The 12,188-nt window shown below is 71.6% G+C and carries 8 protein-coding genes; 2 read left to right on the top strand and 6 right to left on the bottom strand.

Annotation, left to right across the window (positions count from 1 at the left end; translation table 11 throughout):
* A partial coding sequence (locus ACFUEL_RS23465; RefSeq protein ID WP_380238693.1) for an alpha/beta fold hydrolase occupies positions 1–609 on the top strand: 609 nt, incomplete at its 5' end.
* A 290-nt stretch (positions 610–899) separates the two neighbouring features.
* Here the strand turns inward: ACFUEL_RS23465 and ACFUEL_RS23470 are convergent.
* The 6 genes from ACFUEL_RS23470 to ACFUEL_RS23495 all read right to left on the bottom strand — a co-directional run bounded on the left by ACFUEL_RS23470 (position 900) and on the right by ACFUEL_RS23495 (position 9,312).
* Positions 900–2,417, bottom strand: a complete 1,518-nt coding sequence (locus ACFUEL_RS23470; protein WP_380238695.1) for an ArnT family glycosyltransferase — start codon at positions 2,415–2,417, stop codon at positions 900–902.
* 133 nt (positions 2,418–2,550) lie between these two features.
* Entirely contained in the window at positions 2,551–4,452 is a 1,902-nt protein-coding gene (gene dxs, locus ACFUEL_RS23475) for a 1-deoxy-D-xylulose-5-phosphate synthase (RefSeq protein WP_380238697.1), read from the bottom strand.
* A 202-nt stretch (positions 4,453–4,654) separates the two neighbouring features.
* Positions 4,655–5,923: a sugar ABC transporter permease gene (locus ACFUEL_RS23480; RefSeq protein WP_380238699.1), complete on the bottom strand. Its 1,269-nt coding sequence runs from the start codon at positions 5,921–5,923 to the stop codon at positions 4,655–4,657.
* Positions 5,920–6,708: an ATP-binding cassette domain-containing protein gene (locus ACFUEL_RS23485; protein ID WP_380238701.1), complete on the bottom strand. Its 789-nt coding sequence runs from the start codon at positions 6,706–6,708 to the stop codon at positions 5,920–5,922. Before ACFUEL_RS23485 ends, ACFUEL_RS23480 begins: the two co-directional genes overlap by 4 nt.
* A 156-nt stretch (positions 6,709–6,864) precedes the next feature.
* The gene (locus tag ACFUEL_RS23490; RefSeq protein WP_380238703.1) at positions 6,865–7,962 is read right to left on the bottom strand and encodes a substrate-binding domain-containing protein; all 1,098 of its coding nucleotides are present in this window, start codon (positions 7,960–7,962) and stop codon (positions 6,865–6,867) included.
* A 180-nt stretch (positions 7,963–8,142) separates the two neighbouring features.
* The gene (locus ACFUEL_RS23495) at positions 8,143–9,312 is read right to left on the bottom strand and encodes an ROK family protein (protein ID WP_380238705.1); all 1,170 of its coding nucleotides are present in this window, start codon (positions 9,310–9,312) and stop codon (positions 8,143–8,145) included.
* Between the two features lie 163 nt (positions 9,313–9,475).
* On the opposite strand from ACFUEL_RS23495, the gene pepN reads away from it, so the two are divergent.
* Positions 9,476–12,040 (top strand): aminopeptidase N, encoded by a 2,565-nt coding sequence (pepN, locus tag ACFUEL_RS23500; protein ID WP_380238707.1) that lies wholly within the window; start codon positions 9,476–9,478, stop codon positions 12,038–12,040.
* Positions 12,041–12,188 lie beyond the last annotated feature (148 nt).

Genomic DNA, 12,188 nt, shown 5'->3' on the forward strand with positions numbered 1-12,188 from the left:
AGGGGGCGTGGGGCCGTGGGGCACGTGCTGGTACTGGTGCACGGCGGGCTGTGGGACGACCCTATGGACGCGGACGCCTTCTGGCACCGCCCCGGGGTGACGGCGGGCCTGCGGGCCGCCGGGCTCGCCGTCGCGGCGCCCGACCGGGCGATGCGGGCCGGCAGCTGGGAGGCCGAGGCCCGGCACCTGGCGGCGGCCCTGCCGGACGGACCGCCGGCCGTCCTGGTGGCCGGCTCCAACGGCTGCTCGGCGGCCGTCCGGCTGGCCCTGGCGGCGCCGGAGCGCGTCCGCTCGCTGGTCCTGGCCTGGCCGGCCACGGCGGGCGACGAACGGCTGGACGGGCGGATCCGCGAGGCGCTGCCGGAGGCGGCCGGGCTGCTGGCCGGCGGGACGCTGCGCGGCACCACCGACGCCGAACTCGCCGCGCTGCGGCTCCCGGTGGCGGTCCTGCCGGCCGTCCCCGAGAACCCCGTCCACCAGCGCCGCACGGTGGACGCGCTGCTGGCCCTGGTGCCCGGCGCGGTGGAACTGCCGGGGTGCCCTGAGCCGCCGCATCCGGCCTTCCGGCCCGGGACCCTGGTCGCCGCGCTGACCGGGTGGGCCGGTTAGACGGGAGAGCCCCGCCAGGGGCTCGGGGAACGGCGAGAGCCCCCACCAGGGGCTCGGGGAACGGCGAGGCCCAGGCTGCTGACGGTTCACTGCCGTTGCGCGCGTGAGCTTCTGGTTCTGTTTACGGCACGCAGCAGCACGAACCTTCGATGGGCTCCGGCCGTCAGCAGCACGGACCCGCCGTTCCCCGGGCCCCTGATTTCGCATCCCGCCGTTCTCACCGGGCCCTGATTGTGCATGCCCGTCTGCCGAAGGGTTCCCCGGGCCCCTGACGGGGCGCTTCCTCGGGCTTACTTGCCCTTGAGGCGGTAGATGACCGTGTCGCCGGTGACGCCGACGACCTCGTAGTAGGTGTCGAGGAGGCTGGCGATCCGCGGGACCTTGTCGGGCTGGTAGGGGGCGGTGCCGGAGTCGTCGACGAAGACGCGGGGGAGGCCGTTGGTGGTGATCTCGGTGTCGAAGGTCTGCCAGGCGTCGGAGACGGAGTACTCCTCGCCGACCTTCTCGCCGCCCTTGCCGCCGCTGAAGTTGGTGAGGAAGCCGGCGGTGAGGTAGCGGCTGGCGGGGCGGCGGTCGGCGAGCCAGTAGAGCTCGGGGTGCATGCCCCAGACCAGGACGGTGTCCTTGGGGCTGGTCTGGGCGGCGACGGCGGTGGCGACCTCGGTGGTCTGGGTGAGGCGCTGGCCGGGCCAGAAGACGGCGAGGGAGAGGAAGAAGGTGCTGGCGAGGGCGGAGTACGCGGCGACCGGGCGCCAGGGGACGGCGGAGGTGGCGACCGCGCCGACGCCGAGCAGGACCAGCGGGGGCATCAGCTGGAGGTAGTAGTGGCCGAAGAAGTGGAAGCCGACCGAGACGGCGATGGCCGAGGAGAGCAGCCACACCCACAGGTCGGCGGTGGAGCCGCGCTCGGGGCCGCGGGCGGGGACGGGTCTGCGGCGGCGGCGCAGCCACAGGCGGTGGGCGTAGGGCAGCAGGAAGGCGAGTCCGGCGCTCATCAGGATCGCCGAGTTGCCGAGGGCCCGGCCGAGCATCTGCGGCCAGTTGCTGCCGAGCCCGGCGTAGTCGCCGGAGCCGGTGACGACCCAGAACAGGAAGCCCTTGGGCTTGGTGAGGATGGCCGCGACCAGCGCTATCGGGAGGGCGAAGCCGAAGCCGATCTTGGCGAGGGCCGGCGGCCAGGGGACGCCGCGGCGGCGGGTGTCCTGGAGGAGCATCCACAGGACGGGGAGCATGACGGCGCCGCCGGTCTGCTTGGTGAGCGAGCAGAGGGCGACGGCGATGCCGGCGGCCAGCCAGCGGCGGCGTTCCGCGTAGCGGAAGGCGAGCACCATGGCGGGCAGCATGAAGACTTCGAAGGTGGCGGCCTGGGTGTCCTCCGGGGAGAGGCCGATGGAGACCAGGAGGTAGAAGGCCCCGGCGTAGCGTCCGGCCCGGTCGCCCCAGCGGCCGCGGGCGATGGAGGCGAGCAGGACGGCGGTGGTGAGGTGGGCGCCGATCGCCAGGGCGCGCAGCGGCCAGAGCGAGACGGAGCCGAAGACGGCGAAGCACGCCTCGTACAGCCAGGGCAGCAGCGGGGGCTTGCGGTCGACGACGGTGTCGTAGAGGACGCCGCCGTCGGCGAGCATCCGGGCCTGGGTGGCGAGGTAGCCCTCGTCGGGGCTCCAGACCGGGCGGAGGAAGGAGGGGAAGTGGGTGGCGGTGGCCAGGACCGCGAGCAGCGGGACCAGTCTGGTCCAGTAGCCGGCGCGGACGTGCCCGTGGAGGCGGTCGGCGAAGGCACGCGGGCGGCTCGTGGCGGTATTGGACACGGATGACAACCTACCGGGCGCGAAGGGGCGGAGGAGCACCAGTCCGGGAATGAGTACGAAGGTCGGACAATGGGCGCACCGGCGGGCCGTCGTTGCGGTGACCGGACGGTGCGCCCACGGAGGTTCCGGGGGGTCAGCTCCGGGCGAAGGAACGGGCGCTGACCAGCGCTTCGATCTTCTGGGCGATCGCCGGGCCGGTGAGCCCGATCTCGGCCATGATCTCGGCGCGCGAGGCGTGGTCGAGGAACTCCTGCGGGATGCCGAAGTCGCGCAGCGGGACGTCCACGTCGGCGTCGCGCAGCGCCTGGGCGATCGCGGAGCCGACGCCGCCGGCCCGGCCGTTGTCCTCGACGGTGACCACCAGGCGGTGCTGGGCGGCCAGGCCGGGCAGGGCGGCGTCCACCGGCTTGACCCAGCGCGGGTCGACGACGGTGGTGGTGACGCCCTGTTCGGCGAGCAGCTCGGCGGCCTCCAGGCAGATCGGGGCCATCGCGCCGATCGAGACGATCAGCACGTCGGCGGCCTCGTCGGCGCTCCCGTCCGCGGGGCGGCGGAGCACGTCCATGCCGCCGACCTTGCCGACGGCGGGCACCGAGGGGCCGACGTTGCCCTTGGAGTAGCGGACCACGGTGGGGGCGTCGGGCACCTCGACGGCCTCGCGCAGCTGGAGCCGGACCTGTTCGGCGTCGCGCGGGGCGGCCAGCCGCAGGCCGGGGACGACCTGGAGGATCGACATGTCCCACATGCCGTTGTGCGAGGCGCCGTCGGTGCCGGTGACGCCGGCCCGGTCGAGCACGAAGGTGACGCCGAGCCGGTGCAGGGCGACGTCCATCAGGACCTGGTCGAAGGCCCGGTTGAGGAAGGTCGCGTAGACCGCGACGACCGGGTGCAGGCCGTTGGTGGCCAGGCCGGCGGCGCAGACCGCGGCGTGCTGCTCGGCGATGCCGACGTCGAAGATCCGGTCGGGGTACGCCTTGGCGAACGGGGCCAGGCCGACGGGGTGCAGCATCGCGGCGGTGATCGCGACGATGTCGCGGCGCTCGCGGCCGAGCGCGACCATCTCCTCGCCGAACACGGACGTCCAGTCCTTGCCGGAGGTCTTCACCGGCAGGCCGGTGTCGGGGTGGATCACGCCGACCGCGTGGAAGCGGTCCTCGTCGTTGTTCTCGGCGGCGTGGTAGCCGCGGCCCTTCTCGGTGATGCAGTGCACGATGACCGGGCCGCCGAAGCCGCGCGCCTTGGTGAAGGCGGACTCCAGGGCCTGCAGGTCGTGGCCGTCGATCGGGCCGATGTACTTGAGGCCGAGGTCCTCGAACATGCCCTGCGGGGCGATGAAGTCCTTCAGGCCCTTCTTGGCGCCGTGCAGGGTGTCGAACATCGCCTGGCCGACCACGGGGGTGCGCTGCAGGGCGTCCTTGCCCCAGGACAGGAAGCGCTCGTAGCCCTGGGTGGTGCGCAGCGTGGAGAGGTGGTTGGCGAGGCCGCCGATGGTCGGCGAGTAGGAGCGCTCGTTGTCGTTGACGACGATGACGATCGGCAGGTCGCGGCTGTCGGCGATGTTGTTGAGCGCCTCCCAGGCCATGCCGCCGGTGAGCGCGCCGTCGCCGATCACGGCGACCACGGGGCGGTCCTTGTGGCCCTGGATCTTGTTGGCCTTGGCCAGGCCGTCGGCGTAGCCGAGGACGGTGGAGGCGTGCGAGTTCTCGATCACGTCGTGCTCGGACTCGGCCCGCGAGGGGTAGCCGGACAGGCCGCCCTTCATCTTGAGCCGGGAGAAGTCCTGCCGGCCGGTCAGCAGCTTGTGCACGTAGCTCTGGTGGCCGGTGTCGAAGAGGATGCGGTCGCGCGGGGAGTCGAAGACCCGGTGCATCGCGAGCGTGAGCTCGACCACGCCGAGGTTGGGGCCGAGGTGGCCGCCGGTCTTGGAGACCTCCTCCACCAGGAAGCCGCGGATCTCCTCGGCGAGCGCCGTCAGCTGCGCGGGCGTGAGTCGATCGAGATCGCGCGGTCCCCGAATGCGGGTCAGCAGGGCCACCCGTTCCTCCTCGTCCAAGTTCTCGCGCCCGCATGGGCCCGGAGGGCGTACGCCCCGCTTGAGTCTAATGTCCATTACCGGCCCGTAGTGCGGCGGGCAACCCGACCAGCTCTTCGGGTGGCCGCGCGCCGGACGCGCCGAACCGCGCGGCCGACCCCTGGTATGGGGCGCGGCTCGCGCGGTTCGGGGTGGGGCCGGGGGGTCAGCCGCGGCCGTGGGACTTCTGGGTGCGGCGGGAGACCGAGTCCAGGACCACCGCGGCGAGCAGCACCGCGCCGGTGATCATGTACTGGATGGCCTGCTGGGCGTGGACCATGTCCAGACCGGTGGTGATGGACTGGATGACCAGCGCGCCGAGCAGCGCGGACCAGGTCTTGCCGCGGCCACCGAAGAGGCTGGTGCCGCCGATGACGGCGGCGGCGATGGCGCTCATCAGCACGTTGCCGCTGCCCAGCGCCTTGTCCGCGGAGCCCTGCTGGGAGGCGATGAACAGGCCGCCGAAGCCGGCCAGGCCGGCCGAGATCATGTAGACCGAGATCCGGACCCAGGCGACGTTGATGCCCGCGCGGCGGGCGGCCTCGATGCCGCCGCCGACCGCGAAGATCTGCCGGCCGTAGCCGGTGCGGCGCAGCACGAAGTCGCCGAGCGCGACGACGCCGACCAGGATCACCAGCGGCAGCGGCAGGCCGCTGTCCTGGTTGAGCATGTAGGCGGCGACCAGCACGACGACGCCGATCACGCCGGTGCGCAGCGCGATCTCGCTGACCGGGCGGGCCGGCAGGCCGGCGGCGGTGCGGCGGCGGGAGTCGAGCAGCTGGCCGCCGGCGAACAGCACGATGGTGACGATCGCGAACAGCCAGGCCCAGATGATGTCGCCGTCGCCCAGGAAGTAGGTGTCCAGGTTGGCGACGACGCCGTCGATCGGGTTGTTGACGGTGCCGAGGGTGCCCAGGACGAGCATCTGCAGGCCGTTCCAGGCCAGCATGCCGGCCAGGGTGACGACGAACGCGGGGACGCCGATCTTGGCGAAGAAGTAGCCGTGCAGGGCGCCGATGGCGATCGCGGAGGCGATCGCCAGGACGATCGCGAGCCACTCGTTGAGGCCCTGGCGGACCGAGAGCACCGAGGTGATGGCGGCGGTGGCGCCGGCCACCGAGCCGAGCGAGAGGTCGATCTCGCCGAGCAGCAGCACGAACACCACGCCGACCGCGATCAGGCCGGGGCCCGCGATCCACTTGGTGATGTTGGTGAGGTTGTCGGCGTTGAGGAAGGAGCCGGTCTTGAACTGGAAGATCGCGGCGATCACGATCAGGCCGACGACCACCGGCAGCGAGCCGAGCTCACCGCTGCGGATCTTGCGGGTGAACTCGTCGAAGTACCCGGCCAGGCCCTCCTTGCGGACCAGCAGGCGCGGGTCGATGGCCGGCGGGGCCGTCTCGACGGGAGTCGTGGTGGTGGATTCGGTGCTCACTTGGCTTCCTCCGCGATTCGGGCCTGACGACGTGTCACCGCGTTGTCGGTGGCGCCGGTGATGGCGGAGATGATCTCCTCGTGCGAGGTGCCGGCCACCTCGAAGCTGCCGTTGTTGCGGCCCAGGCGGAGCACCGCGACGGTGTCCGCGACGGCCTTGACGTCGGCCATGTTGTGGCTGATCAGGATCACGCCGAGGCCGCGCTGGCGGAGCCGCTCGACCAGGTCCAGGACCTGGGCGGTCTGCTCGACGCCGAGGGCCGCGGTGGGCTCGTCCAGGATGACGATCTTCGGGTCGCCGACCAGGGCGCGGGCGATCGCGACCACCTGGCGCTGACCGCCGGACAGGCCCGCGATCGGGATGCGGACGCTGGGGATGCGGATCGAGAGGGTGTCGAGGAGCTCGCGGGCGCGCTTCTCCATCGCGACCTCGTCCAGGGTGCCGAAGCGCTTGATCTCGCGGCCGAGGAAGAGGTTGCCGACCACGTCCAGGTTGTCGCACAGGGCGAGGTCCTGGTAGACGGTGGCGACGCCGAGCTGCTGGGCGTCCTGCGGGCGGTTGATGCTGACCGCCTTGCCCTCCCACTCGATGACGCCCTCGTCGATCGGGTGGACGCCCGCGATGGTCTTCACCAGGGTGGACTTGCCGGCACCGTTGTCGCCGACCAGGGCGACGACCTCGCCCGCGTGGACCTCCAAGTGCACGTCGGTGAGCGCCTGGACGGCACCGAAGCGCTTGGAGACCCCGCGCAACGCCAGTACGGGTGCGCCTGTCACGTGAACCAACTCCTTGAGTCCCGTGCCGGACCTGACGTTTCCGGCACGGCCGTCCCGCGTGCCGGGCCGGGCACGCGGGGTAGTGCGTAGTGCTTACTGCTCGGGGGGGTGAAGCGGTGCGGGCGGGGGCTCCCGTGTGGTCAGGGAGCCCCCGCCCGGCGGGTGTTACTGCAGGCCGGCCGCGGTGCAGGCGGCGGCGTAGTCGGCGGTGCAGATGTCCGCGACCTTGTACAGGTTGTCGGCGATCACGGTGTCCTTGATGTTCGCCTTGGTGACGACCTTCGCGTCCAGCAGCTTGGCCGGGATGCCCTTGTCGGTGTCGCTGTCGACGGTCGAGGCGGCGACGGACTTGACGTCCTTGCCCTGCAGCAGGTTGACCGCGAGCTCGGCGGCCGAGTCGGCCAGCGGCTTGTACGCCTTGTAGATGGTGTACGACTGCTCGCCGGAGACGAGGCGCTGGATGGCGTCGAGGCCGGCGTCCTGGCCGCCGATCGGGACGGTGATGCCCTGGGACTTCAGCTGGGTGATGATCGCGGCGGCCATGCCGTCGTTGGCGGAGTAGACGGCCTGGAAGCCGTCCTTGCCGAGCTGCGAGATCGCGGCACCGATCTTCTGGCCCGCGACGGTGGGCTTCCACTCGCCGCTCTGCTCGTAGACGACCTTCTTGACCTTGCCGTCCAGCACCTTGTGGGCACCGGCCTTGAACTGGGCCGCGTTCGGGTCGGCCTCGTCACCGTTGATCATCACGACGTTGGCGTCGGCGGCCTTGTCGCCCAGCGCGGCGACCAGGGCCTCGCCCTGGAGCTCGCCGACCTTCTCGTTGTCGAAGGAGACGTACGCGGCGACCGGGCCGGTGGCCAGACGGTCGTACGCGATGACCTTGACGCCCTTCTTCGCACCCTCGGCGACCCACGACTGGGTGGACTTGGCGTCGAACGCGTCGAGGATGATCACCTTGACGCCCTGGGCGATCAGGGTGTCGAACTGCTGCTTCTGCTTCGAGGCGGAGCCCTCGGCGTTGTTGTACTCGACCTTGCAGTCGGCGCACAGCTCCTTGACCTTGGCCTCGATGAACGGCTTGTCGAAGGACTCGTAACGGGTCGAGGACGCGTTCTCCGGCAGGAGCAGGCCGATCGACTTGTTGTTGCTCGAGCCTGCGTCGCTGCTCTTCTTGTCGTCGCCGGCCTTGCCGCAGGCGGCCATGGTGAGAGCCATCGAAACAGCGACAGTGCCGACGGCGACGCGACGCATCATTGCGTTCATGGTGGGGGGAGCCTCCCTGACAGAGCCGCGAAAGTTGCGGCGAGGTGGGCAGGAGTCAACCCCGTCACCGAGCTTGTCGTCAATAAGTAAAACCGGGGGGCCGTTGATTCAAACCCTTTCGTTATCTTCCTGAAGGCTGAGTCGATATCGAGCGGGCCCCCCGGCCCACCGGCGGAGGCGTCAGAGTCCCCCGGTCTCCCCCATCTCGCTCATCACCAGGGCCAGCGCGCCGAGCACCTCGGCCCGGCCGCCCAGCGTGCCCGGGACCACCGACAGCTGCCGGGCGGCGCTGGGGATCGCGTACCGCGCCACCGAGTCCCGGATCGGGGAGAGCACCAGGTCACCGGCCTCGGCGAGGTCGCCGCCGAGGATCACCCGGCGGGGGTTGAGCAGGTTGCACAGGGTCGCCACGCCCATGCCGATCTGCCGGCCCGCGTCGGCGATCACCCGGCGGCAGCCCAGGTCGCCCTGCTGGGCCAGCCGCACCACCTTGCTCAGGCTCAGCTCGCCCGGGTGGTTGGCGTTCAAGAGGTTGAGCAGGTAGCGGGAGCCCACGAAGGTCTCCAGGCAGCCGCGGTTGCCGCAGCGGCACACCGGCCCCGCCTCGTCCAGCGTGATGTGCCCGATCTCGCCCGCGGTGCCGCCCGGGCCCCGGTAGATCTGGTTGTTGATCACCAGGCCGGAGCCCACGCCGCTGGCCACCTTGATGTACGCCAGGTCGCCCAGGCCCCGCCCGGCGCCCCACACCAGCTCGCCCAGCGCGCCCAGGTTGGCGTCGTTGTCCACGTGCACCGGCATGCTCAACCGCCCGGCCAGCTCCTGGCCCGGCATCACGCCCGTCCAGCCCGGCAGGATCGCGCTCGAACCGAGCGCCCCGGTCTCCACGTCGATCGGGCCCGGCACGCCCAGGCCCACCCCGATCACCTTGTCCGCCGGGAAGCCGGCCTGGCCCAGCAGCCGCTCCACCATCCGCTCGGCCCGGTCGAAGCCCTGCTGCGCGGAGACGTCCACGTCCAGCGGCTCGCTCTCCTCGGCCAGCACCCGGTGCGCCAGGTTGCCCACCGCCACCCGCAGGTGGGTGTGGCCGAAGTCCACGCCCACCACGATCCCGGCGTCCCCGCTCAGCGACACGCTGCGCGCCCGCCGTCCGCCCGAGGAGGTGTCGGCCACCACCACGGTGCCGGACTCCTTGAGCTCGCGGACGATGTTGGACACCGTCGCGGCCGACAGCCCCGTGCCCCGGGCGATCTCCGCCTGGGTCAGCGATCCGGCCATCCGCACCGCCCGCAGCACCCGTTCGAGATTCGCCCGGTGCAGTGAGGACTGCGATCCCGGTGTGTCCGTCGACATGTTCCACCCTCCAGGGCGCACTTGCGGTTCGTCTGAAGTTCAGCTTCAACTTCTGAACTCTATGCTCCGGTACTGCTCGGAGGGGGAGTCAAGCACGAACACGGATCGTTACCCGCATGGGAGGATTCCCGATAACCCGAGCCCTGACGAAGGAGTCCTGCGAGTGCCTGGCACCAACTTGACCCGTGAGGAGGCCCGCACCCGGGCCGCACTCCTGGCCGTGGACGCGTACGAGATCGAGCTCGACCTGAGCTCCGCGCGCGCGGGCGGCACCTTCCGGTCCACCACCGTGGTCCGCTTCACCGCCGCCGAACCCGGCGCCTCCACCTTCATCGACCTGGTCGCCCCCGCCGTGACCGAGATCGTCCTCAACGGCCGCGCCCTGCCGCTGGAGAACTTCGCCGACAGCCGCATCGCGCTGCCCGACCTGGCCGCCGAGAACGAGCTGCGGGTCGTCGCCGACTGCGCCTACACCAACACCGGTGAGGGCCTGCACCGCTTCGTCGACCCCGCCGACGGCGAGACCTACCTCTACACCCAGTTCGAGGTCCCCGACGCCCGCCGCGTCTTCGCCAACTTCGAGCAGCCCGACCTGAAGGCCGCCTTCGCCTTCACCGTCACCGCCCCGGCCGGCTGGGTCGTGGTCTCCAACTCCCCCACCCCCGAGCCCGCCGGCGACGGCGACACCCGGGTGTGGACCTTCGAGCCCACCCCCCGGATGTCCACCTACATCACCGCGCTGATCGCCGGCCCGTACGTCGGCGTCTTCGACAGCTACGACAACGGCGCCCAGCACGTGCCGTTCGGCGTCTACTGCCGCCCCTCGCTGCGCGAGCACCTGGACGCCGACGCGATCTTCGCGGTCACCCGGCAGGGCTTCGACTACTTCCAGGAGAAGTTCGACTTCCCCTACCCGTTCGCCAAGTACGACCAGCTGTTCGTCCCGGAGTTCAACGCCGGCGCGATGGAGAACGCGGGCGCCGTCACCTTCCGCGACCAGTACATCTTCCGCTCCAAGGTCACCGACGCCTCCTACGAGGTCCGCGCCGCGACCATCCTGCACGAGCTCGCCCACATGTGGTTCGGCGACCTCGTCACCATGGAGTGGTGGAACGACCTGTGGCTGAACGAGTCCTTCGCCACCTTCGCCGAGGTCGTCTGCCAGGCCGAGGCCCCCGGCTCCAAGTGGCCGCACTCCTGGACCACCTTCGCCAACCAGATGAAGACCTGGGCCTACCGGCAGGACCAGCTGCCCTCCACCCACCCGATCATGGCGGAGATCAACGACCTGGAGGACGTCCAGGTCAACTTCGACGGCATCACCTACGCCAAGGGCGCCTCGGTGCTCAAGCAGCTGGTCGCCTACGTCGGCCAGGACGCCTTCTTCCAGGGCGTGCGCGCCTACTTCAAGCGCCACGCCTGGGGCAACACCCGGCTCGCCGACCTGCTCGGCGCGCTGGAGGAGGCCAGCGGCCGCGACCTGAGGACCTGGTCCGAGGCGTGGCTGGAGACCGCCGGCATCAACGTGCTCCGCCCCGAGCTGTCGGTCGCCGAGGACGGCACCATCGAGTCCTTCGCCGTCGTCCAGGAGGCCCCCGCGCTGCCCGCCGGCGCCCGCGGCGAGGCCGTCCTGCGCCCGCACCGGATCGCCGTCGGCCTGTACGAGCTCACCGACGGCAAGCTGGTGCGCACCGACCGGATCGAGCTCGACGTCGACGGCGCGCGCACCGCCGTCCCGCAGCTGACCGGCCGCAAGCGGCCCGCCGTGCTGCTGCTCAACGACGACGACCTCTCCTACGCGAAGGTCCGGCTCGACGCCGAGTCGCTCGCCGTCGTCACCGCGCACCTCGGCGACTTCGCCGACTCGCTGCCGCGCGCCCTGTGCTGGGCCTCCGCCTGGGACATGACCCGCGACGGCGAACTCGCCACCCGCGACTACCTGGCGCTCGCCCTCTCCGGCCTGCGGCGCGAGAGCGACATCGGCGTGGTCCAGTCCGTCCAGCGCCAGGTCAAGCTCGCCCTCGAGCTGTACGCCGACCCCGCCTGGCGCGAGACCGGCCTGCAGCGCTGGGCCGCCGCCGCGGAGACCGCCCTGCGCGAGGCCCCCGCCGGCAGCGACCACCAGCTCGCCTGGGCCCGCACGCTGGCCGGCGCCGCCCGCACCGACGGCCAACTCGCCCTGCTCGCCGGGCTGCTGGACGGCAGCGTGGAGATCGACGGCCTGGCCGTCGACACCGAACTGCGCTGGAGCCTGCTCGGCCGCCTGGTCGCCACCGGACGCGCCGACGAGGCCGCGATCGACGCCGAACTCGCCCGGGACAACACCTCCTCCGGGCAGGAGCACGCCGCGACCTGCCGCGCGGCGCGGCCCACCGCCGAGGCCAAGGCCGAAGCCTGGGCGTCGGTCGTCGACTCCGACACCCTCACCAACTACGTCCAGGAGGCCGTCATCGCCGGCTTCCAGCAGCCCGACCAGCGGGACCTGCTGACCGCCTACACCGAGAAGTACTTCGCCGCGGTCAAGGAGGTGTGGGAGACCCGCAGCCACGAGATCTCCCAGCAGATCATCGGCGGGCTCTACCCCTCCTACGCGGTCTCCCGGGCCACCCTGGACGCCACCGACGCCTGGCTCGCCTCGGCGGACCCGGCGCCGGCGCTGCGCCGCCAGGTCGTCGAGGCGCGGGCGGGCGTGGAGCGGGCGCTGAAGGCGCAGGCCGCCGACCGGTAGGGAGGGCTCGCTTTCAGGGGCTCGGGGAACGGCGAGTCCGTGGCTGCTGACGGTTCACTGCTGCTGCGTGCATCGGCTTCTGGTTCTGTCACTGCACGCAGCAGCACGGACACTTCGATGGGCTCCGGCCGTCAGCAGCACGGACCCG

This window comes from Kitasatospora sp. NPDC057198 (genome assembly GCF_042670125.1).
Lineage (GTDB): Bacteria > Actinomycetota > Actinomycetes > Streptomycetales > Streptomycetaceae > Kitasatospora.